Source organism: Helicobacter pylori FD535 (assembly GCF_000296015.2).
In the GTDB taxonomy this organism is placed as follows: domain Bacteria; phylum Campylobacterota; class Campylobacteria; order Campylobacterales; family Helicobacteraceae; genus Helicobacter; species Helicobacter pylori_CT.
Genome location: NZ_AKHP02000012.1, coordinates 18,042 through 42,191, shown reverse-complemented (window position 1 = coordinate 42,191; position 24,150 = coordinate 18,042). Strand labels below are relative to the sequence as shown.

At 37.3% G+C, this 24,150-nt stretch carries 24 protein-coding genes and 2 pseudogenes; 11 read left to right on the top strand and 15 right to left on the bottom strand.

Features of this window, described 5'->3' with window-relative positions:
• A pseudogene (locus DV63_RS11085) lies at positions 1-428 on the top strand (beta-ketoacyl-ACP synthase II); the annotation flags it as partial.
• Positions 429-450: 22 nt separating this feature from the next.
• Entirely contained in the window at positions 451-1,389 is a 939-nt protein-coding gene (gene accA, locus DV63_RS11080) for an acetyl-CoA carboxylase carboxyl transferase subunit alpha (protein ID WP_000312031.1), read from the top strand.
• An 85-nt stretch (positions 1,390-1,474) separates the two neighbouring features.
• Here the strand turns inward: accA and DV63_RS18340 are convergent, their stop codons facing one another.
• From DV63_RS18340 to rpmE, 6 genes are all read right to left on the bottom strand, one after another.
• Entirely contained in the window at positions 1,475-1,648 is a 174-nt protein-coding gene (locus DV63_RS18340) for a hypothetical protein (RefSeq protein ID WP_020982380.1), read from the bottom strand.
• 444 nt (positions 1,649-2,092) lie between these two features.
• Positions 2,093-2,914, bottom strand: a complete 822-nt coding sequence (locus DV63_RS11070; RefSeq protein WP_000792858.1) for a hypothetical protein — start codon at positions 2,912-2,914, stop codon at positions 2,093-2,095.
• Positions 2,911-3,870 carry a hypothetical protein gene (locus DV63_RS11065; RefSeq protein ID WP_000437281.1) on the bottom strand — a complete coding sequence of 320 codons (960 nt, stop codon included), beginning with the start codon at positions 3,868-3,870 and terminating at the stop codon, positions 2,911-2,913. Before DV63_RS11065 ends, DV63_RS11070 begins: the two co-directional genes overlap by 4 nt.
• A gap of 12 nt (positions 3,871-3,882) precedes the next feature.
• On the bottom strand, positions 3,883-4,566 hold the full coding sequence (gene rlmB / locus DV63_RS11060; RefSeq protein WP_001149465.1) for a 23S rRNA (guanosine(2251)-2'-O)-methyltransferase RlmB: 684 nt from the start codon (positions 4,564-4,566) through the stop codon (positions 3,883-3,885).
• 12 nt (positions 4,567-4,578) lie between these two features.
• Positions 4,579-5,442 (bottom strand): 16S rRNA (cytidine(1402)-2'-O)-methyltransferase, encoded by an 864-nt coding sequence (gene rsmI / locus DV63_RS11055; RefSeq protein ID WP_000965272.1) that lies wholly within the window; start codon positions 5,440-5,442, stop codon positions 4,579-4,581.
• 24 nt (positions 5,443-5,466) lie between these two features.
• Entirely contained in the window at positions 5,467-5,670 is a 204-nt protein-coding gene (gene rpmE / locus DV63_RS11050; RefSeq protein WP_000715278.1) for a 50S ribosomal protein L31, read from the bottom strand.
• Between the two features lie 262 nt (positions 5,671-5,932).
• Here rpmE and rho point away from each other — a divergent pair, with 262 nt between their 5' ends.
• Together rho and murI are read left to right on the top strand one after the other, a co-directional pair.
• On the top strand, positions 5,933-7,249 hold the full coding sequence (gene rho / locus DV63_RS11045) for a transcription termination factor Rho (protein WP_001004716.1): 1,317 nt from the start codon (positions 5,933-5,935) through the stop codon (positions 7,247-7,249).
• A gap of 36 nt (positions 7,250-7,285) precedes the next feature.
• Positions 7,286-8,053, top strand: a complete 768-nt coding sequence (gene murI, locus DV63_RS11040) for a glutamate racemase (RefSeq protein WP_000690320.1) — start codon at positions 7,286-7,288, stop codon at positions 8,051-8,053.
• Positions 8,054-8,211: 158 nt separating this feature from the next.
• Here the strand turns inward: murI and DV63_RS18750 are convergent, their stop codons facing one another.
• The 8 genes and pseudogenes from DV63_RS18750 to cagA form a co-directional block, all read right to left on the bottom strand.
• Positions 8,212-8,787 carry a DEAD/DEAH box helicase gene (locus DV63_RS18750; RefSeq protein ID WP_238554906.1) on the bottom strand — a complete coding sequence of 192 codons (576 nt, stop codon included), beginning with the start codon at positions 8,785-8,787 and terminating at the stop codon, positions 8,212-8,214.
• A gap of 186 nt (positions 8,788-8,973) precedes the next feature.
• Positions 8,974-9,621: pseudogene (locus DV63_RS18745) on the bottom strand (AAA domain-containing protein); the annotation flags it as partial.
• 47 nt (positions 9,622-9,668) lie between these two features.
• A complete protein-coding gene (locus DV63_RS18740; protein ID WP_020982378.1) occupies positions 9,669-11,600 on the bottom strand; it encodes a coiled-coil domain-containing protein in 1,932 nt (643 codons plus the stop codon).
• Entirely contained in the window at positions 11,600-11,974 is a 375-nt protein-coding gene (locus tag DV63_RS18465) for a hypothetical protein (protein ID WP_238554905.1), read from the bottom strand. The genes DV63_RS18740 and DV63_RS18465 overlap by 1 nt, the downstream gene beginning before the upstream one ends.
• A gap of 99 nt (positions 11,975-12,073) precedes the next feature.
• Positions 12,074-12,223 (bottom strand): hypothetical protein, encoded by a 150-nt coding sequence (locus tag DV63_RS18335; RefSeq protein ID WP_172635376.1) that lies wholly within the window; start codon positions 12,221-12,223, stop codon positions 12,074-12,076.
• A gap of 380 nt (positions 12,224-12,603) precedes the next feature.
• The gene (locus tag DV63_RS0209030) at positions 12,604-13,062 is read right to left on the bottom strand and encodes a hypothetical protein (protein ID WP_031202273.1); all 459 of its coding nucleotides are present in this window, start codon (positions 13,060-13,062) and stop codon (positions 12,604-12,606) included.
• A gap of 14 nt (positions 13,063-13,076) precedes the next feature.
• Positions 13,077-13,277 carry a hypothetical protein gene (locus tag DV63_RS18460; protein WP_031202271.1) on the bottom strand — a complete coding sequence of 67 codons (201 nt, stop codon included), beginning with the start codon at positions 13,275-13,277 and terminating at the stop codon, positions 13,077-13,079.
• A 188-nt stretch (positions 13,278-13,465) separates the two neighbouring features.
• Positions 13,466-17,011 (bottom strand): type IV secretion system oncogenic effector CagA, encoded by a 3,546-nt coding sequence (cagA, locus tag DV63_RS11025; protein ID WP_000180729.1) that lies wholly within the window; start codon positions 17,009-17,011, stop codon positions 13,466-13,468.
• Between the two features lie 412 nt (positions 17,012-17,423).
• Between cagA and cagB the strand changes: the two genes are divergently transcribed.
• The 6 genes from cagB to cagG all read left to right on the top strand — a co-directional run bounded on the left by cagB (position 17,424) and on the right by cagG (position 23,019).
• Complete coding sequence (gene cagB, locus DV63_RS11020; protein WP_000428886.1) at positions 17,424-17,651, top strand: cag pathogenicity island protein B; 228 nt, start codon at positions 17,424-17,426, stop codon at positions 17,649-17,651.
• Positions 17,652-17,794: 143 nt separating this feature from the next.
• The gene (gene cagC, locus DV63_RS11015) at positions 17,795-18,142 is read left to right on the top strand and encodes a cag pathogenicity island type IV secretion system protein CagC (protein ID WP_000670882.1); all 348 of its coding nucleotides are present in this window, start codon (positions 17,795-17,797) and stop codon (positions 18,140-18,142) included.
• A 1-nt stretch (position 18,143) separates the two neighbouring features.
• Positions 18,144-18,767, top strand: coding sequence for a cag pathogenicity island type IV secretion system protein CagD (gene cagD / locus DV63_RS11010; protein ID WP_031202270.1), 624 nt, complete (start codon positions 18,144-18,146; stop codon positions 18,765-18,767).
• Positions 18,768-18,776: 9 nt separating this feature from the next.
• Positions 18,777-21,728: a cag pathogenicity island type IV secretion system ATPase CagE gene (gene cagE / locus DV63_RS11005; RefSeq protein WP_000495971.1), complete on the top strand. Its 2,952-nt coding sequence runs from the start codon at positions 18,777-18,779 to the stop codon at positions 21,726-21,728.
• A gap of 1 nt (position 21,729) precedes the next feature.
• Positions 21,730-22,536 carry a type IV secretion system chaperone CagF gene (gene cagF, locus DV63_RS11000; protein ID WP_000814247.1) on the top strand — a complete coding sequence of 269 codons (807 nt, stop codon included), beginning with the start codon at positions 21,730-21,732 and terminating at the stop codon, positions 22,534-22,536.
• 54 nt (positions 22,537-22,590) lie between these two features.
• Positions 22,591-23,019 (top strand): cag pathogenicity island type IV secretion system translocation protein CagG, encoded by a 429-nt coding sequence (cagG, locus tag DV63_RS10995; RefSeq protein WP_000855883.1) that lies wholly within the window; start codon positions 22,591-22,593, stop codon positions 23,017-23,019.
• Here cagG and DV63_RS18455 read toward each other — a convergent pair whose 3' ends face one another.
• Positions 23,020-23,217, bottom strand: a complete 198-nt coding sequence (locus tag DV63_RS18455) for a hypothetical protein (RefSeq protein WP_000562351.1) — start codon at positions 23,215-23,217, stop codon at positions 23,020-23,022.
• On the opposite strand from DV63_RS18455, the gene DV63_RS10985 reads away from it, so the two are divergent.
• Positions 23,204-24,148, top strand: a complete 945-nt coding sequence (locus DV63_RS10985; RefSeq protein ID WP_000125252.1) for a hypothetical protein — start codon at positions 23,204-23,206, stop codon at positions 24,146-24,148. The genes DV63_RS18455 and DV63_RS10985 overlap by 14 nt on opposite strands.
• The last annotated feature ends 2 nt before the right edge of the window (positions 24,149-24,150 follow it).

Below are 24,150 nucleotides of genomic sequence, written 5' to 3'. Positions count from 1 at the left end.
ACCACATCACAGCCCCAGCCCCTGAGGGTGAAGGGGCTTTTAGAGCCATGAAAATGGCTTTAGAAATGGCGAAAGTGGAAGTAGGCTATGTGAACGCTCATGGGACTAGCACGCATTATAACGATTGGTATGAAAGCATCGCTCTAAAAAATGTGTTTGGCTCTAAAGACAAAGTCCCTCCCGTCAGCTCCACTAAAGGGCAGATTGGGCATTGTTTGGGCGCTGCGGGTGCGTTAGAAGCCGTTATTTCTATCATGGCCATGAATCAAGGAATCTTACCTCCTACCATCAATCAAGAAACGCCTGACCCAGAATGCAATTTGGATTATATCCCTAATACGGCCAGAGAAAAACAAGTGGATGCGGTGATGAGTAACTCATTTGGTTTTGGTGGCACTAATGGTGTTGTGATTTTCAAAAAAGCCTAGTTTTACAAAGTTAGGATTTTGAATGGCCGTTTATTTAGATTTTGAAAATCATATTAAAGAGATTCAAAATGAAATTGAATTAGCCCTTATTAGAGGCGATGAGGACGCTAAAGAAATCTTAGAAAAAAGATTGGAAAAGGAAGTTAAAAGCATTTACTCCAATCTCACTGATTTTCAAAAACTCCAATTAGCAAGACACCCTGACAGACCCTACGCTATGGATTACATTGATCTCATCTTAAAAGATAAGTATGAAGTCTTTGGGGATAGGCACTATAACGATGATAAAGCGATCGTGTGTTTTATAGGGAAAATTGATAATGTTCCGGTTGTGGTGATCGGAGAAGAAAAGGGCAGAGGGACTAAAAACAAGCTCTTAAGGAATTTTGGCATGCCTAACCCTTGTGGCTATCGTAAGGCTTTGAAAATGGCAAAGTTTGCTGAAAAATTTAATTTGCCTATTTTGATGCTTGTAGATACAGCCGGGGCGTATCCGGGGATTGGCGCAGAGGAAAGAGGCCAGAGTGAAGCAATCGCTAAAAACCTCCAAGAGTTCGCTTCCTTAAAAGTCCCTACTATTTCTGTAATTATCGGTGAAGGGGGCAGTGGTGGTGCACTAGCGATTGCAGTGGCTGACAAATTGGCTATGATGGAATATTCCATTTTTAGCGTTATATCCCCAGAAGGTTGCGCGGCGATTCTTTGGGATGATCCTAGCAAGACTGAAGTGGCTATTAAAGCGATGAAAATCACGCCTAGAGATTTAAAGGAGGCAGGGCTTATTGATGATATTATCTTAGAGCCTAGCAAAGGGGCTCATAGAGACAAATTCTCAGCCGCCAACACGATCAAAGAATATTTTTTAGACGCTCTAAGGACTATCCAACAAGACCCTCATTTCCTTGACAACCGCTATCAAAAATTAATGTCGCTTGGTTCGTTCGTGGAGAGCATGGATTAGATCGATAAAAAACTTTGCTTTAATGAAATATTGATATTGGTTCTTTAAAAATTGTGTGTTTAAACTTTATTTTAAACCCATTCTCTTAAGGAAATAAGGGGTATTTTGAAATCCATTCCCCCCTACAACTAAAATCCATCCTAAAGAACGCTTTAAAAAATACCGCTTGAATAAAATCAAACTCTTTACTATCCAATCTTAAAAAATGCAATATTTTTTTATAACCAACGCTCAATAAAAACAAAGCTAAATTTTTCACTACTTGCTATCATTTTAGAAAAAAGCGGATATTTTACATAGTTTGTGTAATAATATAAAAACATCATTGTGTTACCAATCTGCTATCTCTCTCCTTTTGTTTGAATACAAAAAGACAACCATCATGCTCGGCATGTTGAATGAAAGCATTCTCATTTTACAATACAAAAGTTAGAACATTTGATTTGGTGGTTTTTGATTTCTTTTGGTGGGGAATTTGTAGCAGGCATGGCGTTTGGCAAAAAAGGTAAAATCTTTAAAACTCGCTTTGGAATTTCTATTGTTAGCGGCATTTCACTATTGCTTGGCACTTTACACGAGCGCATTTTATTTTTTGTATAGTTTGGTTTTATTAATGGGTGGGCTGTCCTTTTTATAGAAGCGGAAGCTTTGTCTTATTAGCAACCTGTTTTATTCCAATCAATTGGATAAGATTACCCCCTACTTAAGGCATCGCATCAAAAACCACGCTAATCCCATTTTTTAAAATGATAGGGTTTTTTGCGTCAGTGATATGGATAAAACGCACGCCATCAAGCAAATTAAGAGCGATTTCTTGTTGTCTGTTTTCTTTGGCAATGATTTGAATAATCTTTAAGTTTTCATCATAAAAAATGATTTTGGGTTGCCATAAAGGGTTATTAGAGCTTATTTTTAAATACGCATTTTGATTCACGCTCAGCCAGTATTTCCCGCTCGCTTCCTTAAACTCCACAGGATCGCTACTCAAAACTAAGACTCTCGCATTAGGGAGCTTGATTTTTTGTAAGACAAAGTCGTATTCCCACTCTTTTAAAGACACCCGTTTAATATCTGTAAAATCAAAACCATGCCTTTTCATCGTCTCTATCAAAATGTTAGGGTCTAAAACATATTCCGTTTTAAGCTCGTATGAAAAAACATTCTCGCCCAAAGAGCTTTGCATCTTAATGGGCAAAACATACGAATACCCCATCATGCTCAAAGAATTATTGATGCTTTTGGCAAACACTAAGGGATTGCTTGAAGCCTTGAAGGTGATTTTTAACATGCTTGGCTTGTCAAAATTAAAAGACAAAAGCCCGTTTTCTTTGAGAGTGTTGAGCAGTTTCAAGGAATCCAAACGCCCCATTACATAGAAATCCTTACGATTTTTAAACAAACGCTCTAAAAAAAGCTTGTTCGTATGATAAGCCCGCTCCCCCATTAAATTCTCAATCTTATCGTTTAAAGCATCAGCGCTTAATAGCGTTCCCCCAACAATAAAAGCTAAAAAAAGGTTTTTCATTGCTGGAGTTCTTTGTATTGGGCCTCGTTGATGAGCGTTAAACCTTTGGCTGGCTCGTATAAAAACCGCCTAGTTTTGCTGTCGTTATAATCTTGTTCTTGATGGTTGTTTTTAAGACTAAGATGCCCATGCCCAAAACGCAACAACAAGCGGTGGTTTTTGGTTTCTAAAGGATATTTTTTTTTAAAAACCTTTTGAAAGGAGTTTTTTTTCTCATCTAAATCAACCACTTCTACCCAAATATCTCGTTTAGGGATAATATAAATGGTGTTAGGATTTTCTTTGATCACTTCTTGTTTTTGCTCTTGTTCTTTGTGTTTTTCTTCTAGTTTAGGCGTTGTCTCTGGCTTGTTTTCTTCTGTAGGATTAGCTTTATTGAAAGTATTTTTAGTGCCGGATTTAATAGCGCTTTCTTGCCCTCTTTCTTCTTTTAAAGAAGAGCTGTTTTGAATGATAACAACCACTAAAACAATGACAATCACCCCTAAAACGATAACAAAGGGTTTCCATTTAGAAGATTTTTTGGATAGTGAAGTATTAGCCTGATTGATGCTGTAATCCAATTCAACCTTAAGGGGTTTTTTTGCTGTTTCTTCAGGGTTTGTTTCTTGATTTTTCTCTTCTCCCACGCCCTCTTTAAAAACACACACTTTGTCAAATTCTTTCACCCATGCGCTCAAATCAATTTTATACTCGCGCTCTAAAATTTGTATAAATCCCCTAGCATGCACCCTTGATAAAGACTCATAGCGTTTTTCCAAGATAGAATGGATATTTTTAGAAGCGATTTTAGTCGCCTTGCAAATTTCTGCCACTCCAACTTCTTTTAAAATTTGCAAATTTTTATCTAAATTTTTAAGCGATAATTCTTCTAAAGTCGCACCAGAAATATCTTTAGAAATGTTTTGAACATCAGAAAGATCTAAATTTTCTAAACTTTTTTTATTCTGTTCCATTCAATTGACCACCTAGTTGATTTTATCCATTAAGATCCCTGCTGCCACGCTCACATTGAGCGAATCAAAATCTCTTCGCATTTTTACGCTCAATATAGTGTCCATTTTAGCAAGGATTTTTTTAGACAACCCCTCATGCTCGCTCCCCAAAAAAAGAGCGCATTTTTTTAAGGATAGATTTTCTGCTTGACTAGAGCCTTGCATGCTCGCGCCCAAACATAAAAACCCGCTCGTTTTCAATTCATTGATTAAATCCAGCGTGTTAGGCGCAACGCTAAAAGGCAAATCATACATAAGCCCCAAGCTGGATCGTACAATCCCCTCATAAGCCAATTCTTTAGCAAAATCTAAAATAACGCCATCCATTCCTAAGCAATACGCGCTCCTAAAAATACCCCCAATATTCCCCACATCCGTAATCCCGCAAAGCACCAAAAGTTTTTGAGCTTTTTTAACCTCTTTTAAAGAAACCGCTAATGGCAGTTCCACCTTAGCCAAAACCCCTTGATGATTCCCCCCCTTAGCCAAGCTTTGCGCTTTTTTATTATCCACTTTGATGATATTAGGGCATGCTTTTTTGAGCGCGAAAAAAAACTTTTTGTCTATTTCTTTAGAAAGATAGATTTCTTGCAATTTTTCTTGATGGGAGTTTAGAATGCGCATAACCACCTGCTTACCATAAACCACTGCTTGCATGCTAAACCCCTTTTATTGATTTTTTTCTTCTAACAAACGCTGGAAATAAAGCTCTTTAGCGTTTTTTTGTGTCATAGCGGCTTCAATTTTAGCCTTAATTTTAGGAGGTAAATCCAACTCCAACAATGCTGATAGTCCCATGCAAGGCTCTATTTTTTTCTCATTCAAAAGCACTAAAACCCACTCCCCTTGGATAGTGCTTTGTTGCAACCGCTCTATGATTTGAGAAACTTCTCCTAAATAATATTGCTGGTGGAGTTTGGTAAGCTCTTTAGCCGCAAACAAATGCATGCCTTGAGCCAAATCGTTTAAATCCTTTAAAGTCTCCAACAATCGGTGCGGGCTTTCATAAAAAACCACCGGGGTTTTTTCTTCTAAATACGCTAAAGCGTTTAAAATTTTAGCGATTTTTAAGCGCCTTTCCTTACTCTTATGAGGTAAAAAGCCGGCGTAAAAAAACCGCCCTTCTAAAAACCCGCTCGCGCAAAACGCCGTAGTGAGCGCATTAGCCCCGGGCAAAACATCGTAGGGAATGTTATGTTTTAAAGCGTAAGCGGCTAAACTCATGCCTGGATCGCTCAAACTTGGCATGCCTGCATCGCTCATCACAGCGATTTCTTTGTCAAAAAAAGAGAGCTCTATTTGGTTTAAAAATTCCTGGTCATTGTGCGAATGGAATGCGATAAATTCCCTTTTTTTAGTAGCGATATTAGGGAAAGAATGGCTAATAACAGGGTTTTTTGCAAGCAAGTGCAACAACCTCTTACTCACCCTTGTATCCTCGCATAAAAAAACCTCGCAACGCTCTAAAACTTCTAAGGCGCGCAGCGTAATGTCAGCGAGATTACCTATAGGAGTGGGCAAAAAATACAGCACAAAAAGCCACGCTTTTTAAAAGAATTACTTCAAGTTGTAGCGTTGCTTGAATTTCTCTACTCTCCCTGCAGTGTCAGCGATTTTATCGCTACCAGTATAGAAAGGGTGGCAAAAGCTAGAAATATCAATACGCATTTCAGGTTTAGTGCTTAAAACTTCAATTTCTTTCCCGCTGGTTACGCAAGTAACTTTGCATGGGATATATTCGGGGTGAATGCCTTTTTTCATCAAGTATCCTTTATTTTAAATTTAAACTTAAAATTATAGCATAAGTAACAACAAATTAAAACCACTCTAAAGTTAAATAAAATTTGACTTTGTTAAAAAAATTATGATAGTATAGCAAAGCATTACGAAATTCAACACTTGTGGCATGCACCACTTATTAGCATCTTTTGGTTACACTAATTTTTTAAGAATGCTTTAGCTTTTTGTATTTTTATCTTAATTGCAACAAACTAGAAACCTCTTTTTGTTAAAAGGAAATTTAATGAACGAAAACGCGCCTACGCACAAGAGTTCGCACAAAGTCAAAACACACACGCCAGTGAGCGGTTATCACATTGAAGATTTACGCACCTACCCTACTGAAAAGCTTTTAGAAATCGCTAACAAACTCAAAGTGGAAAACCCCCAAGAATTCAAACGACAAGACTTGATGTTTGAAATTTTAAAAACCCAAGTTACGCAAGGCGGATACATTCTTTTTACCGGGATTTTAGAAATCATGCCTGATGGCTATGGCTTTTTAAGAGGGTTTGATGGGAGTTTTTCAGACGGGCATAACGACACTTATGTCAGCCCTTCTCAAATCAGGCGTTTTGCCTTAAGGAATGGCGATATTGTTACCGGTCAAGTGCGATCCCCCAAAGACCAGGAAAAATACTACGCCCTTTTAAAAATAGAAGCCGTCAATTATTTGCCTTCAGATGAGATCAAAAACCGTCCTTTGTTTGACAATCTAACCCCCCTATTCCCTGATAAACAAATCAAATTAGAATACGAACCCACTAAAGTTACCGGCAGAATGTTAGATTTATTCAGCCCTGTGGGGAAAGGTCAAAGGGCTTTGATCGTTGCGCCACCAAGGACCGGGAAAACAGAGCTGATGAAAGAACTCGCCCAAGGCATCACCTCTAACCACCCTGAAGTGGAGCTGATTATCCTTTTAGTGGATGAGCGCCCTGAAGAAGTTACGGACATGCAACGAAGCGTTAAGGGGCAAGTTTTTAGCTCCACTTTTGATTTGCCGGCAAACAACCACATAAGAATCGCTGAATTAGTCCTAGAAAGGGCTAAAAGGCGAGTGGAAATGGGAAAAGATGTGGTGGTTTTATTAGATTCAATCACTCGTTTAGCCAGAGCGTATAACGCTGTAACGCCTTTAAGCGGTAAGGTTTTAAGTGGGGGCGTGGATGCGAACGCCTTGCACAGGCCCAAGCGCTTTTTTGGAGCCGCAAGGAATATTGAAGAAGGCGGGAGCTTGACGATTATCGCTACTGCGTTGATTGAAACGGGATCCAGAATGGATGAGGTGATTTTTGAAGAATTTAAAGGCACCGGGAATAGCGAAATCGTTTTAGCGAGGAATATTGCGGACAGGCGCATTTACCCGGCCTTTGATATTTTAAAATCCGGCACACGAAAAGATAATATCTTGCTTGGCAAAGACCGCTTGACTAAAGTGTGGGTTTTAAGGAATGTGATGCAACAAATGGATGACATAGAAGCCTTAAGCTTTGTGTATTCTAAAATGCAACAAACTAAGGACAATGAAGAATTTTTAAATTTAATGAATGAAAAATAAAATCCCTAATTAATCCCATTAAATTAAAAAAGTGTCATGAAAATAGGCGTTTTTGATAGCGGTGTGGGAGGGTTTAGCGTTTTAAAAAGCCTTTTAAAAGCGCAATTGTTTGATGAGATCATCTATTATGGCGATAGCGCTAGAGTGCCTTATGGCACTAAAGACCCCACCACGATCAAGCAATTTGGTTTAGAGGCTTTGGATTTTTTCAAACCGCACCAGATTGGATTATTGATTGTGGCATGCAACACAGCGAGCGCTCTGGCTTTAGAAGAGATGCAAAAGCATTCCAAAATCCCTATTGTGGGCGTGATTGAGCCAAGCATTTTAGCGATCAAACAACAAGTAAAAGATAAAAACGCCCCCATTTTAGTGCTAGGGACAAAAGCGACGATTCAATCCAACGCTTACGATAACGCCCTAAAACAACAAGGCTATTTGAAGGTTTCGCATTTAGCCACTTCTCTTTTTGTGCCTTTGATTGAAGAAAATATTTTAGAGGGCGAATTGTTAGAAACTTGCATGCGTTATTATTTCACTCCATTAGAGATTTTACCTGAAGTGGTTATTTTAGGCTGCACGCATTTTCCCTTGATCGCTCAAAAAATTGAGGGCTATTTTATGGAACATTTTGCCCTTTCAGCACCCCCCCTACTCATCCATTCGGGCGATGCTATTGTAGAATATTTGCAGCAAAAATACGCCCTTAAAAAAAATACATGCACATTCCCTAAAGTGGAATTTCATGCGAGCGGCGATGTGATCTGGCTAGAAAAACAGGCTAAAGAATGGCTCAAATTATAACACTAATCAAAATTTAGAGTCAAAATAACTCCATTCCAAAAAAGGGCTATAGCTCACACTATAAGGGTGTTGTGTTGATTGTAAAGTGCCTTAGAGAGATCCATTGAAAGCGTTTTAAAACGAAGAAGGTCTGATGGTTATATTCAAAAAAGAATTACCTATCTACAGACTTGCAAAATAGCGCTAAAGATATTCTTCTCATCACTTTGCAAATCCTCAAAGAAAGACTTTTTACCCACAAAAATAAGATTTTCTTTTGCTCTAGAAATAGCGACATTCAAGCGTTTAGAATCCAACAAGAAAGAAAGATTACCACAAGTTTTCACGGTGGAATAAATAATAATGTCTGCCTCTTCACCTTGAAAAGCATCCACAGTGTCTATTTTGGGATTATCAAAATTCTTGAAGCCGCATTTTTTTACTTCTGAACGCAAGCGTTGTTTTTGGGCACTATAAGGCGTGATAATTCCTATGGTTTTTCTGATTTTTCTTTGATTAAGAGCGCGATTGATTCGCTCTAAAATCTCTATGATTTTTTGAACTTGAGCTTTGTTATAGCTGCTTGTTTTTTCTAATTTATGTCCCCCTTCAACATTAATCCAACGGATAATATTCTTAGGATCGTAAAATTGCTGGGTATTTTTGATCACTCCATTCTTAAGTTTCTCTTTATAAAAAAGCTGACTAACTAGCGATCCAATAGGAGCAGGCATTCTAAATTGCCCATTGAGCATGGCCTTATTACTCTTTGGAATGTGCTTATAGAGATTCTCAAAAAAACTCTCTTGCAATAATTGGCGATCAATGGCATCCAAGTTTTGAAGATCATCGCTCTCTAATTGTTCTAGGAGGTGTCTATCAATGCTGGGCGGGAGCTGGTTGTGATCGCCTATTAGGATCAGTTTTTTAGTGCAAAGTGCAGGAATTAAGATTTCTGGTGCTGTGGTTCTGCCTGCCTCATCGACGATAATAACATCAAATTCCATCAATTCAATCCCAAGATCTTTAACAGCAAGCCCAACGCAAGTAGCTCCTAAAATTTGATGCTGACTTATTAAAAGTTGTTTGATGTCATTATCAATGTCTTTAAAATCCTTGTCTTTTATACACTCATGCCATTTGTTCCTATAGTGGTGCAACCTAGCGTTTTGGGTTGCATTTATTGGATTCTGTTTTATCTTTTTTTCTATCTTTTCTTTATAAGATGACCACCAGTTTTCCAAAACATAGGGCTTGATATTTTCATACTGCACCTTCTCTTCTTTACCGATGCGCACCATTGATCTAATACCTTGCTGTTGCAAACCGTTCAACACATTGTCCACGGCTATATTTTGCTGAGAAATGATGCATACTTTGGCAAAATGGCTAGCGTTGAGAATTTGAAACACGATTTCTTTAATCACGGTTGTTTTGCCCGCTCCCGGTGGACCTTGGATTAAAAAGATATTCTTTTCATTGAGAGCTTTTAAGACAATTTCTTTCTGATTTTTTGTTAGTTGCTGATTATAAAACTTCTCAAGGCGTATGCCCAGGGGGGTATAAAAAATTATCTTTGGATCGAGCAAGAAACGCTTGAGATCTTGATTGACAATTTCGTTTCTATTAAACTGTTCTAAAGCTTTTTTTGCCGCTCCAAAGGGGCAATATAATCCGTTCTAAGAAACAAGAAACCTTCTTGCGGGAATGTAACACCCAGAGGTTTAAATTCTATACAGATCTCTTTATTAGTTTTATCAATTCCGCCGATCACTTTGCCTGTTCTTTGGACTGCTTTTTCACCCACGAAACCATCCACTTTCGCTTCGATCGCACTCTCTATTTTCTCTATTTTAGGATCAGTAGTTTTAAAAGTGTATTGATGATTTTTCTGCGTATAAGATTGATAAGCCACTTGAGTGTAAGAATTAGTTTGAATTTGGTGCTCGATGATTTGTTGCCATTTTTTAAAGGGGTCATACTCAGGCGCTTGAATTTGGCTTAAACGCATCTGCGTTTGAATATAGACTAACATGTCTTCCATACCCACACCGAGTGCTACCGCTAATTCATCATAACGCCCTTTCTCTTTCTCATACACAAAAGTGATGCCTCGCTCTAGGGGAAAAATTTTGTCGTTGAATATTTCAGTGAAATTTTCAGGCAGTTTTCTAACCTCTTGCAATACGAGATGATTAGGAGTGGTGCGGCATTTTAGCATCAGATGAGCGATTCCCAAGGTTAAAACATTTTTTTGATAATCTAACACGGAATAATTAAGATTGAAGTCATTAAAAATATAAGCATATTTTAAAATTTGAGATCCCAGTCGGTCATTAAAGAGCATAATCACATCCATGTGTTTGGGTTCTGGCTCTTTTTCAGCAATGAATGCACTTTTTAGCAAGCTGTCATAATTTGTTACCCACACCTTGAGAGTATCCCTTGGTGTGTACTTTTTGTGTTTAAATTCCTTGTATGCAATGGGCAGTGAAAGTTGTATCCCATGAAACAAACACTTGGTCATTTTCTTATCAATTGCATCTTCATACCTAGGCGACACTTCAAAAACGCTCTCTTCTAAAATGTGTTTATAGAGCAAACCTTTACACAAGCTAGCTTTGAAAAGTCTGTTGTCTTCTTTATTTGGCCGTGTGATTAAAATATAAAATTCCTCTTGAGAGTTATAAGAATCCCATAACTTTTTTTCATGTTCTCCAGATTCCAAACTTAGGCGTTGCCCATAAATATTGCTTTCTTCATCTCCATCATGCGCATAGATTTCACTTTTATTGAAACAAGCAAGTTTTCCGACATAAAGAAAGTCTTGAGGTAAGAGATAGTTTGGCTCCATAGTTTGGATATGCTTTAAAATTTCATCTATGTCGCATTCTTTTTTATTTATCCAACTTTGAGTCTTAGCGATAAAATCTTTGGCTTTTTTGATATTGTCTTCATTGCGATCCATTCGTTCTTGCATCTCATCTGCATTGTCTGGGTTATCGAATTGCGACTTATCTCGCCACTCTCTATGTCTCTCCAGCCACTCTTGGTTATAGGCGATATTCTCGTAACTCTTTTTGACTTTTTGCTTTAATTCTTTAATCCCACCCAAATCGCTTTCAATACGCTTTTCTTTCTCTTGTAATGAAGTTTTTAAGCGAGACAAATAATCCAAATAAGCTAAAGCGCGGCGTTGCGCGTCTTCAAAGCGGTTATAATTTATTTGCAACGCATGTTTTTGCTGTGTGGGTAGAGATTCCATTTCTTGTTGGATTTGCTCTAAAACAGCCTTTAATTGCGTGGGTGCATCTTTCTTTTCTTGTTGCAATCTTTCAATTTCTTGCAAATAGCGTTGAATAATATTGAGACAATGGTTTGCGATCTTTAGGGTTTGCGAGTATTTGTGGTGTTTTTTAGCCTGTTGCACCTTATGTTCATAACTCTTTATCTCTTCTTTGAGCTTTTTTTGATTCTGTTTTTCTTTTTCGGTTTCAACATCAAAAACAAACGCCAACACACTGAAACCAACTGCTAGAATGGCCCCACCCACAATAAAGGGTAGCATTAATGCACCTTAGATACTAATGACAAAAGATTTTGTTGTTTAAGGATAAGCTGCTCATAAATATCATCCACCACCTGGTGCTTCCCTTGTTCTCTGTAACGGATTAAATCTTTTTGCAATGAATCAATCTTATTGATGATGTCTTGCATTATTTCTAAACGCTTCATATCTTTTTCATGCTCATTAGAGAGTTTTCGCATTTCCTGCTCATGCATATTGTTGAGCACTGTCATATCTCTTTCAAATTCAGCGAGCTTTTCTATCAACCTGTTGTCTGAAGCTTTAATTTCTTGATCTGCTTGTATTCCTACTTGTTGGGTCTTTTCTTGCTCTTTGATAATTTCTTTACGAGCATTAATTGTTGCTGAAATCAAGTCTTTAAAAGCAGTTACCAACTTAACTGATGAAGAGAGATTGTCAAAAAACTCCCTTTAGAGCTGCCTTTTGGTGTGGGTAAATCAACGCTTTTCATACTAACCTCCTATAAAATTTAAAGACGCTTGGCAATGCGCGCTGAGTGCTTCATGGTATTGTTGGCGCAAATGCACCACTCTTTGGGCATTGTCATAAGGGAATTTTTTCTCATATTCATCTAAACGCTCCTTGATGCATTTTAGAATCATGAAGCTGCTTTCATAAGCTGATTTAAGCAGATGCATTTTGTCCGCACGCTTGCGTATTCTGGCATCTATCTTTTCTGAATCTAATGCAAGCTGTAATCTGAGCTTCTGTTTGTCTAATCTTAATTCTTTCAAAAGATTTTCGTATTGTTTTTTCAAACTATTGCGTATTGTTTCTAATTGTTTGGTCTGCTCTTTAGCGACACGATATTAGCTATAAGATTGGATCAGATCGGCCAAACTAAGTGTTACATCCACACAAACTAAAACTGGACTCACTTGAGCAATCCCTTTTGCTCCATAGCGTATGGCACTATAGATGATTTTTGTGTTATGCATACCACGCGCAAAACGCCCATTGGTTTTAAAGAGATTGATGCTTATCATAGTTGCTTGCAGAGTGTTTCTGTCTCTATAAAACACTCTTTCTCCCCATGGATTGCACGGACATATATTTTCCCTTCGATCTTTGTAAGTGTTAGCGCCTTTGGATTGATTTTAAAAACTAAAAACCGCTCTACTTCCTTTGGTTCTAAACGCACCATGATCTCATCTGAAACATCTTTGAAGTCTTTCGCATTATCCAATAAGCACAATACCTGATTAATGTCCTTGCGCACATTATAAAGCTTCTCAAATTCTTGTAGGTTTAAACATTCTTCTGCGATGAGCCACCCACGAGAATGATCTGTTAGATCTTGGCATTCACGCCATCTTTTCACTTTTTCTCTCACTGCATTTTCTAAAAACACCACTTTATTTGTGCGATTAAATTTCTTGATGCTATCATGTAATTTTAAAATGTTGCACCCATAAGCACTGATCTTGTGTTTTTCATCCACAAACCCCCACTTTACTAAAAATCTAGGTGTTTTTGAATAATCATGCGATCAATGGCTGTAACTTGCGATAATTCATTAAGATTTAATCCATCCTCAAAAGCATGCAAGCAGAATAGAGTGAATTCCCCTATATCTTCAATTCTTTCCAAACAAAAACTTAGCTTATATCCATGATATGGAACACTCACACCTACAACACTAATGCCATGCTTCACTCTTATAGCTCCTAAAATTCTCTTTTTATTAATTGAGTTTCTTTATCAAAGAGTTAAGTTTTTTTGGGGTAGGAAATATCCATGCAGACTTTAAAGAATAAAGCCTTTCGTGTTAGTGCCCATTAGGGTGCTTTAGTTAGGAAGCCCTTTGCTTTAGCAAAGGGGTGTTTTTAGTGTTCCTTAATCCTTTACGATTTTTGGAAACCACCTTTTGTATTAGCGTTCTTGATTCCATGCTCTGCATGTTCTCCCGCCAAGCAGTAATAAGATGCTGTAGAAAATGCATTGGTTAAAAATTGCGTAAAGCCAGACTTAATGTCTTTTGCGGCATTGTTTAACTTGGTGGAAAACTTGAACGAATCAGAATAATCTTTCATGTTCTTTTGGTTGAATCCAATCTTATCATACTCTGACAAAGGAACGCTTCCCACATTATGCGCAACTATCTTATCATTCACGAGCTTAAGCCACTCAGGGTTTTTTTGCGTTAGCATGCCGGTCGCTTTTTCATTGATTGCTCCATTTCGGATATTGCTATTAATGCGTGTGTGGCTGTTAGTAGCGTAATTGTCTAGTTTCGCTGACAAACTAGCAGGCACTTTTTTCGCACTTTCAGCCCATAGATTCACAGGATTGTTTTTTGCAGAATCTTTGAGATTGTCTATCGTTTGCTCTAGATTGCCAAAAAAACCTGCTTTAGCCTCTGATACCGCTTGATTGAGATTGTCAATTTTCTGAGCCAATTCTTGATTCCTTGAAAGCCCTACCTTACTGAGATCATCAACTTTATCATGCCTTTTCAAAGGGAAAGGTCCGCCGAGATCATCAATCGTAGCATAGATGGGTTCAGGGCTAACCGATCGCCCTACCTTACTGAGATCATCAACTTTATCATGCCTTTTCAAAGGGAAGCCCGCTGCTTTCCCTACACCACCCAAACCATTTGCTATTTGATTGAGTCGGTCAATTTTTGCATTTACCTTTTTAGCAACTTGAGCATAAATGGGTTCTTCAGGGCTAGCTGCTTGTCCTGCTTTCTTTTTATTAACTTTAGCATAAATGGGTTCGTTTTTGAGTCCATTATTGTTATTGTTATTGAAATTTCCAAGTTTTGCATTCAACTCTTTCTTGATATCCGAAAAGTTTTTAGAAAGAGTTGTGGCTTCTGCTTGAGATAATCCATTACCGACTAGGGTTCCATTCACACCATTCTTAACGGATTGGTATATTTCAGATTTTTTTTCAGCATTGAAACTTTCATTTTTTTGAGCTTGTTGAGCCAATTGATCCTTTGAGAAATTTTTGAGATCGGCTAACGCTTGCTCTACCTTACTGAAATCACCCATTGCTTTAGCCACTGATACCGCTTGATTGAGATTGTCAACTTTATCCGTTATCTTTTGATTGATGATCACATCTTTAACGGAATTTTCAAGGTCGCTTTTTGCCTGTGTTACCTTGCTGAAATCCTTATTTTTGCCATTTTTGAATTCATTCAAAGCTGCATTAAGGTTTTCAACTTTTGAAATCCATTCTGGACTGATACCTAAATCTTTCACCGAGCCTTTAAGGGCTTTTAGCGTTTCTTCTGCCTTGCTGAAATCCTTATTTTTGCCATTTTTGAATTCATCAAAAGATTTACTAAAGTCTTTCAAATTCTTGTTGACATTTTCAAGTTTATCAGACAATTCCCTTTTGATGCCTTTAAGATTCGAAGCGTAAGTGGCCGCTCTTGCTTCCCTACTAGCCTCTTTATTAATCAACGCAAAAATCTCATCTTTTTGGCTGTTAGCTTGAGATTTCGCTTCCATTTTGTTTTTGTTGCCGCTTTTGCTCTCCAAATCTTTCGCTACTTCTTTCTCTAAATGCTCTCGTTTCCTTAGAGATTTTTCAAGATCTTTCTGAGCTTTTTTCACTTCATCATAATTGCCTGTGTTTTTAGCTTCAGCTACAGCTTTATTGAAGTTTAAAGCTTTTCCAACCAACTCTTTGTTGTTGCTCAAAAAGTCTTTGATGAGCTTATTAGCTTCTTGTGGGGACAATCCTTTAGCCCATAGTTTACCTTCTAAATCCTGCCTTATAAAATTAGTGATAGCGAGATTATTCAAATTAGGCAAATTAAAGACAGCTACCTTGTTAAAGCCTGCTTCTAAATGGGAAACGCCATTCGTAACGCCTACACCCTTATTGGGATTCTTGGAGGCGTTGGTGTATTTGAAATTAGAATAATTAACAAACATCACGCCATCATGTTCTAGGTTACCTTGAAGAGTAACATTTTTCTCCCTATCTAAAGCTTTATCTGCTTTTTTCCCATAATCTTTGAGAGTGTAGCTCAAATCCCCATTACCAAACTCAGTAATTAAAGCTGAATGTTTTGTGTCTTTTTTAGAAACAAAAGCAATACGATCATTCCCTAGGGCGTCTAAATAAGCCTTAGAGTCTTTTTGGAAATCTTTAATCTCAGTTCGGAATTTTTCCTTCTCTTTCTCGCTCAAGTTGTCTAATTTAGCATTATTTTGTGCAAGAAATTCCATGAAATCTACTTTGTTTCGGATCTCTTCTTGACTCAATGCTCGTTGTGAGCCTGTGAGTTGGTCTTCTTTGTAGAGATAAAAACTAGGGTTGTTAATCCCTTTCTCACCACCTGCTATGACTAAACCACTGCCGTTTTTCATATGCACATTAATTATTGTAGCCACATTGTTACCTTGTTGGTCTTTATAACCAACGGTGGCGTTCCAATCGTGTCTAGCTCCAGGACCACCATTACCCCCATACAATAATGAAACTTTTTCAGGTTCTATGCCATTATGACTCCCCATTAACACAGAAGACAGAGCGTTATTGTGAATCAATAATTGGTTGAACTTGTAATTGGGATCAATGTCAGCGACTCCCTCAACATCTAACATTTCCATATCGCCAAGAGTGAATTTAGAAAAATTACCCCTTTCATCAAGTAAATCTCTAGCTTCAGGCGGTAAGCCTTGTATGTGGGTGGTGGTAGTGGCTATATCTGGTTGGACATGGGGAACTGGTTCTTGATTGATTGCTTCTTTGACATCAGAAGATTGTTTTTTGTCAAATATAAATGAGAGAAAAATATCCAACCAATCCCCACCAGTAGGCCCTCCATTTTTTTCTGCTTCTTGCCTTTCTTTCAAGGATTCATCAAACACGCCCATGAACTTTTGATCCGTTCGGATTTGATTCCCTATAATGATTCCTGCAAAAGATTGTTTGGCAGATTTCAAAAACTCTGCTTTTTCTTTATCATCAGAGATAGGGGGTTGTATGATATTTTCCATAAAATTTCGGATCGATCGGGTGTTGATTTTAGACGGATCGTTTTGATGGGACACCCAACTTGTGAAAATTCGGTAACGCTGATCCCCAAATTTCTGAAAGCTCTTTGTGGAAGATTCTACATCAATGAGAGCGTCTTTGTTGATTAAATCATTGCTCTTATTGATAAAGTCTGAAAAATACTGATTCTTTTTGGTAGGATTTTTGATCGCTTTATTGGAGTATTCTTCCCTTAATTGCGAGATTCCATCAAAAGCTTGCCTGTTATCCCTATCGTTCTTATCAACGATTGGTTTTTGATCAGGATCGTATGAAGCGACAGCGTTATCAACTTTAAGAAAAGCCACTTGAAGATTATTGATAAATTGCTGCGGGTTAAAAGCCGCCTCGGTTTGTGGTTGTTGGTCAATAGTTTCGTTAGTCATTGTTTCTCCTTACTATACCTAGTTTCATACCTATCGGTATCTTATTGGTATCAAAGACTGCTAAAAATCGCTACACACTTGAGTGATCAATTCAGGTCTTTGAACATTTTTATTATACAACAAATGTTAGGAATTTTTTCATTAATATTGTTAATATTGAAAAAGTCCAATCGTTGCAGGCATCTAAAAGCTAGGAACGATTCACATTTTTACCCACAATTAACAAAAACTTGCTAAAATGAACAAGTTTTAAGAAGAAATCAAATGCAATGCTTAAAGTATGGTTAAAGAAATGGTTGGAAGCAAGGTGGGTGCATGAAGCGTTCTAAAAATAGTTTGGTTTGTGTGTGCCATGCTTACCATTAAGTATATATCTGCAATTAGGCGTTTGTGATCCACATTGGGAAACAAAATGGAAAACAAATCAATAGGACAGATTTTCAAAGACAGCTTCAAAAAAAGTTTCTTTAGTGGTCTATGGAGTTGCTTGAAATGGAGCTTTATTCTCACTCTGATCAGCTTGGGTTTGTTTTTGCTTGTTTTTAGGTTTCAACCTGAGACGATTAAAAAATACATCAAAGATCCTAAAGATCTACAATTCTACAACGACTTGAGAAAGAAAAATGGTTGGGACAAGTAGGTTTATTGTTTCTAAATGGTGCCAATTGTCAAACAAAAGCGTCGGTTTTGATTTAAATTATGAAGTAGTGCTTGTATGAATAGTATAAAAATACTTTTTTTTTGATATACTCAAGCAATTGATTTCAATTTGAAAGGAAACGCATGAAATTTCTTACAAGAATCACTGACAGCTACAAGAAAGTTGTAGTCACTTTAGGGCTAGCGATAACAACCAATCCTTTAATGGCGGTCACTAGTCCTACAGCAGGCGTCACTGAGACTAAAACTTTGGTGATTCAGATCATTTCTGTTCTAGCGATCGTGGGTGGTTGCGCTCTAGGGGTCAAAGGCATAGCAGATATTTGGAAAATCTCTGATGACATCAAAAGAGGTCAGGCGACTGTTTTTGCTTATGCGCAACCCATAGCTATGTTAGCGGTGGCAGGCGGTATTATCTATTTGAGCACTAAGTTTGGCTTCAATATTGGCGAAAGTGGAGGAGCTAGCTAAATTGATCAATAATAATAGTCATAAAAAACTAAGAGACTTTTTTTTAAAAGTTCTCTTAAGTTTCGTTGTTTTCAGTTCGTATGGGTCAGCAAATGATGATAATCAAGCCAAAAAAGAAGCACTAGAAAAAGAAAAAAACACTCCTAGTGGGCGTGTTTATACGAATTTAGATTTTGATAGTTTCAAGGCGACTATCAAAAATTTGAAAGACAAGAAAGTAACTTTCAAAGAAATCAATCCCGATATTATCAAAGATGAAGTTTTTGATTTCGTGATTGTCAATAGAGTCCTTAAAAAAATAAAGGATTTGAAGCATTACGATCCAATTATTGAAAAAATCTTTGATGAGAAGGGTAAAGAAATGGGATTGAATGTAGAATTACAGATCAATCCTGAAGTGAAAGACTTTTTTACTTTCAAAAGCATCAGCACGACCAACAAACAACGTTGCTTTCTGTCATTGCGCGGAGAAACAAGAGAAATTCTATGCGATGATAAGCTATATAATGTTTTATTGGCCGTATTCAATTCTTATGACCCTAATGATCTTTTGAAGCATATTAGCACCGTAGAGTCTCTCAAAAAAATCTTTTATACGATTACATGTGAAGCGGTATATCTATAAAAGAGAGGGGTGTTTGTGGCAAGCAAGCAAGCTGACGAACAAAAAAAGCTAATCATAGAGCAAGAGGTTCAAAAGCGACAGTTTCAAAAAATAGAAGAACTTAAAGCAGACATGCAAAAGGGTGTCAATCCCTTTTTTAAAGTCTTGTTTGATGGGGGGAATAGGTTGTTTGGTTTCCCTGAAACTTTTATTTATTCTTCTATATTTATATTGTTTGTAACCATTGTATTATCTGTTATTCTTTTCCAAGCCTATGAACCTGTTTTGATTGTAGCGATTGTTATTGTGCTTGTAGCTCTTGGATTCAAGAAAGATTACAGGCTTTATCAAAGAATGGAGCGAGCGATGAAATTTAAAAAACCTTTTTTGTTTAAGGGCGTGAAAAACAAAGCGTTCATGAGCATTTTTTCCATGAAGCCTAGTAAAGAAATGGCTAATGACATCCACTTAAATCCAAACAGAGAAGACAGACTTGTGAGCGCTGCAAACTCCTATCTAGCGAATAACTATGAATGTTTTTTAGATGATGGGGTGATCCTTACTAACAACTATTCTCTTTTAGGCACAATCAAATTGGGGGGCATTGATTTTTTAACCACTTCCAAAAAAGATCTCATAGAGTTACACGCTTCTATTTATAGCGTTTTTAGGAATTTTGTTACCCCTGAATTCAAATTTTATTTCCACACTGTTAAAAAGAAAATCGTTGTTGATGAAACCAATAGGGACTATAGCCTTGCTTTTTCTAATGATTTTATGCGAGCCTATAATGAGAAGCAAAAGAGAGAAAGTTTTTATGATATTAGTTTTTTTCTGACCATAGAGCAAGATTTATTAGACACTCTCAATGAACCCGTTATGAATAAAAAGCATTTTGCAGACAATAATTTTGAAGAGTTTCAAAGGATTATTAGAGCCAAGCTTGAAAACTTCAAGGATAGGATAGAGCTCATAGAAGAGCTATTGAGTAAATACCACCCCACCAGATTAAAAGAATACACCAAAGATGGGGTTATTTACTCCAAACAATGCGAGTTTTACAATTTTCTTGTGGGAATGAATGAAGCCCCTTTTATTTGCAACAGAAAAGACTTGTATCTCAAGGAAAAAATGCATGGTGGGGTGAAAGAAGTTTATTTTGCCAATAAACATGGAAAAATCTTAAATGACGATTTGAGTGAAAAATATTTTAGCGCTATTGAGATTAGTGAATACGCCCCTAAATCACAGAGCGATTTGTTTGATAAAATCAACGCTCTAGACAGCGAATTCATCTTTATGCATGCTTATTCGCCTAAAAACTCACAGGTTTTAAAGGACAAACTAGCTTTCACCTCTAGAAGAATTATTATTAGTGGAGGCTCTAAAGAGCAGGGCATGACTTTAGGTTGCTTGAGCGAATTAGTGGGTAATGGTGATATTACGCTAGGCAGTTATGGTAATTCTTTAGTGCTGTTTGCTGATAGCTTTGAAAAAATGAAACAAAGCGTTAAGGAATGCGTCTCTAGTCTTAACGCTAAAGGTTTTTTAGCCAACGCAGCGACTTTCTCTATGGAAAATTACTTTTTTGCCAAACATTGCTCTTTTATCACGCTTCCTTTTATTTTTGATGTAACTTCTAATAATTTTGCTGATTTCATCGCCATGAGGGCTATGAGTTTTGATGGCAATCAAGAGAATAACGCTTGGGGCAATAGTGTGATGACGCTAAAAAGCGAGATCAATTCGCCTTTTTATCTGAACTTCCACATGCCTACTGATTTTGGTTCAGCTTCAGCAGGACACACTTTGATACTTGGCTCAACCGGTTCAGGTAAGACAGTGTTTATGTCAATGACCTTGAACGCTATGGGACAATTTGCTCACAATTTTCCTGCTAATGTCAGCAAAGACAAGCAAAAGCTCACTATGGTCTATATGGATAAAGATTATGGCGCTTATGGGAATATTGTCGCAATGGGTGGGGAGTATGTCAAGATTGAGCTAGGGACAGATACAGGATTAAATCCTTTTGCTTGGGCGGCTTGTGTGCAAAAATCCAATGCAACAATGGAGCAAAAACAAACAGCTATTTCTGTTGTCAAAGAGCTTGTGAAAAACTTAGCAACCAAAAGCGATGAAAAAGATGAAAATGGTAACAGCATCTCTTTTAGCCTAGCAGATTCTAATACGCTTGCAGCGGCAGTAACCAACCTTATCACAGGAGATATGAACCTAGATTATCCCATCACTCAACTTATTAATGCTTTCGGGAAAGACCACAATGATCCTAATGGGCTTGTCGCGCGATTAGCGCCTTTTTGTAAATCAACCAATGGTGAATTTCAATGGCTTTTTGATAATAAAGCAACCGATCGCTTGGATTTTTCAAAAACGATTATTGGCGTTGATGGGTCAAGTTTCTTAGACAATAATGATGTTTCGCCCTTTATTTGTTTTTACCTTTTCGCTCGTATCCAAGAGGCAATGGATGGGCGTAGATTTGTCTTAGATATTGATGAAGCGTGGAAATATTTAGGCGATCCAAAGGTCGCTTATTTTGTAAGAGACATGCTAAAAACTGCAAGGAAAAGAAACGCTATTGTCAGACTTGCGACTCAAAGCATCACTGATCTTTTGGCTTGCCCTATTGCTGATACTATTAGAGAACAATGCCCTACAAAGATTTTTTTGAGAAACGATGGGGGCAATCTTTCTGATTACCAAAGATTAGCTAATGTTACAGAAAAAGAATTTGAAATCATCACTAAGGGGCTAGATAGGAAAATCCTCTACAAACAAGATGGAAGCCCTAGCGTTATCGCCAGTTTTAATTTGAGAGGCATTCCTAAAGAATATTTGAAAATTTTATCCACGGATACTGTATTTGTCAAAGAAATTGACAAGATTATCCAAAACCATAGTATCATAGATAAATATCAGGCCCTAAGGCAAATGTATCAACAAATAGAGGAGTATTAAAATGAAACAAAGTTTGCGCGAACAAAAATTATTGAAAATTTTAGAAAATGATGTCTTGACGATTTTGGATAGTTTTTCTAATTATCTTTTTGAACTGAAAGAAGAATTGGACTTCATAGAAGAAGAAATGGAAGGCGAAATCACTGAACAAAACCTTACCACTCTTTATGATTTTTCTAATTTCTTAGAAGACCATGTCAATGTGTTTTATGAGAATGTTTTAAATATAGATGATGTCAAAACAGAACACCTTTATTCAGGTCTCATAGATAGTCTCAATGCTAATCTCCACTTTGTCAAGTCATTTCTCAGTAATCAGGATTTAGACTTCAGCTTTTTTAAAGAAATAAACGATGGGCAAGATCCCCAAAAAACATTATCAAGATTGATTCCTCTTCAAAGTGGGAAAAATGACGCAAGCTCGTTTAAAGCCAATAATTCTTTTGTCTCATTAGTTTATGTTTATGTTTATTTCATGCTAGAAACTATCATGCAGTCGTATAGGATTCTCAGATTACTAGAAAAACCTATCAATAACAATGTAAGCGAGGATATGCAAAGCGATATAGAGAATTTTTTTGTTCAAGCGAATTTTTTAGAATACTATGTTCAGAACAAAATATACCCAACCAATCATGCCTATGACTTCACGCATTTAATCATGGACTCCATTGTTCCTAATTGGATTCAAATTGATATGAACGTTGAAGCTAAAAAGAAAGAGCTTTTTGAAAAATATTTTCAAAACATTGATGAAGTAACAAACAAAATGCTCGATCAAAAAAATCAAAACAAAAACAGCGATTGAGTGGTGTTAATGCGCTAAAATAGTGCTAAAAATAAGAATAAAGGAGTCAAAAATATGAAAACGAATTTTTATAAAATTAAATTACTATTTGCTTGGTGTCTTATCATTGGCATGTTTAACGCTCCGCTTAACGCTGACCAAAACACTGATATAAAAGATATTAGTCCTGAAGATATGGCGCTAAATAGCGTGGGGCTTGTTTCTAGAGATCAACTAAAAATAGAGATCCCTAAAGAAACCCTAGAGCAAAAAGTGGCCATACTCAATGACTATAACGATAAGAATGTTAATATCAAGTTTGACGACATAAGTTTAGGGAGTTTTCAACCTAATGATAATCTAGGCATCAATGCGATGTGGGGCATTCAAAATCTTCTCATGAGCCAAATGATGGGCGATTACGGTCCAAACAATCCTTTCATGTATGGTTATGCGCCAACATACTCAGATTCATCGTTTTTACCACCGATCTTAGGGTATTAACTAGGGGGGTATTAACATGGCAGGTACACAAGCTATATATGAATCATCTTCTGCAGGCTTCTTATCGGAAATTTCCTCAATCATCTCAAGCACAAGTGGTGTTGCAGGGCCATTTGCAGGAATAGTAGCGGGTGCTATGTCAGCAGCGATTATTCCTATTGTTGTGGGATTTACTAATCCGCAAATGACCGCTATCATGACCCAATACAATCAGAGCATCGCTGAAGCCGTAAGCATGCCTATGAAAGCCGCTAACCAACAATACAACCAATTGTATCAGGGTTTTAACGATCAAAGCATGGCTGTGGGGAACAATATCTTAAATATCAGCAAATTAACAGGGGAATTTAACGCGCAAGGCAACACGCAAGGCGCGCAAATTAGTGCTGTTAATAGTCAGATTGCAAGCATTTTAGCGAGTAACACTACCCCTAAAAATCCTAGCGCTATTGAAGCTTATGCGACGAATCAAATCGCTGTTCCTAGTGTGCCAACAACGGTTGAAATAATGAGCGGTATCTTAGGCAATATTACAAGTGCAGCACCAAAATACACCCTAGCTCTACAAGAGCAACTGCGTTCTCAAGCAAGCAACAGCTCAATGAATGATACAGCCGATTCCCTTGATAACTGTACCGCTTTAGGTGCGCTTGTTGGCTCATCAAAAGTGTTTTTTAGTTGCATGCAAATTTCTATGACTCCTATGAGTGTTTCTATGCCCACTGTTTATGCCAAATACCAAGCGTTAGCCGCTAATGCCCTAACTTCAGGCGTTAATCCTATGACCACTCCTGCATGCCCTATTGGGGACAAAGTTCTTGTCGTTTATTGCTATGCTGAAAAAGTAGCAGAAATTTTGAGAGAATACTATATAGAATTTGTGAAAAACAATACCAATTTGTTGCAGAACGCTTCTCAAATGATACTTAATCAATCAGGATTAGCTACTAGCACCTATGACACTCAAGCGATTTCTAACATAAGCTCGCTATATAATTACAATATAGTAGCGAATAAATCTTTTTTGAAATCGCATTTGACTTATCTTGATTACATCAAAGACAAACTTAAGGGGCAAAAAGATAGCTACTTAACAGAAAGGGTGCAAACTAAAATAATCGTGAAGTGAGG

Coding starts and splice junctions, on each gene's coding strand:
- DV63_RS18740 (WP_020982378.1), bottom strand. CDS start 11,600: ATGCTACCCTTTATTGTGGGTGGGGCCATTCTAGCAGTTGGTTTCAGT.
- rlmB (WP_001149465.1), bottom strand. CDS start 4,566: ATGCAAGCAGTGGTTTATGGTAAGCAGGTGGTTATGCGCATTCTAAAC.
- DV63_RS10985 (WP_000125252.1), top strand. CDS start 23,204: ATGACCGCTATCATGACCCAATACAATCAGAGCATCGCTGAAGCCGTA.
- cagG (WP_000855883.1), top strand. CDS start 22,591: ATGAAAACGAATTTTTATAAAATTAAATTACTATTTGCTTGGTGTCTT.
- rpmE (WP_000715278.1), bottom strand. CDS start 5,670: ATGAAAAAAGGCATTCACCCCGAATATATCCCATGCAAAGTTACTTGC.
- DV63_RS11070 (WP_000792858.1), bottom strand. CDS start 2,914: ATGAAAAACCTTTTTTTAGCTTTTATTGTTGGGGGAACGCTATTAAGC.
- accA (WP_000312031.1), top strand. CDS start 451: ATGGCCGTTTATTTAGATTTTGAAAATCATATTAAAGAGATTCAAAAT.
- cagB (WP_000428886.1), top strand. CDS start 17,424: ATGGAAAACAAATCAATAGGACAGATTTTCAAAGACAGCTTCAAAAAA.
- DV63_RS18455 (WP_000562351.1), bottom strand. CDS start 23,217: ATGATAGCGGTCATTTGCGGATTAGTAAATCCCACAACAATAGGAATA.
- murI (WP_000690320.1), top strand. CDS start 7,286: ATGAAAATAGGCGTTTTTGATAGCGGTGTGGGAGGGTTTAGCGTTTTA.
- DV63_RS18750 (WP_238554906.1), bottom strand. CDS start 8,787: ATGCTCAATGGGCAATTTAGAATGCCTGCTCCTATTGGATCGCTAGTT.
- cagA (WP_000180729.1), bottom strand. CDS start 17,011: ATGACTAACGAAACTATTGACCAACAACCACAAACCGAGGCGGCTTTT.
- DV63_RS18335 (WP_172635376.1), bottom strand. CDS start 12,223: ATGATTCTAAAATGCATCAAGGAGCGTTTAGATGAATATGAGAAAAAA.
- rho (WP_001004716.1), top strand. CDS start 5,933: ATGAACGAAAACGCGCCTACGCACAAGAGTTCGCACAAAGTCAAAACA.
- cagC (WP_000670882.1), top strand. CDS start 17,795: ATGAAATTTCTTACAAGAATCACTGACAGCTACAAGAAAGTTGTAGTC.
- DV63_RS11065 (WP_000437281.1), bottom strand. CDS start 3,870: ATGGAACAGAATAAAAAAAGTTTAGAAAATTTAGATCTTTCTGATGTT.
- cagF (WP_000814247.1), top strand. CDS start 21,730: ATGAAACAAAGTTTGCGCGAACAAAAATTATTGAAAATTTTAGAAAAT.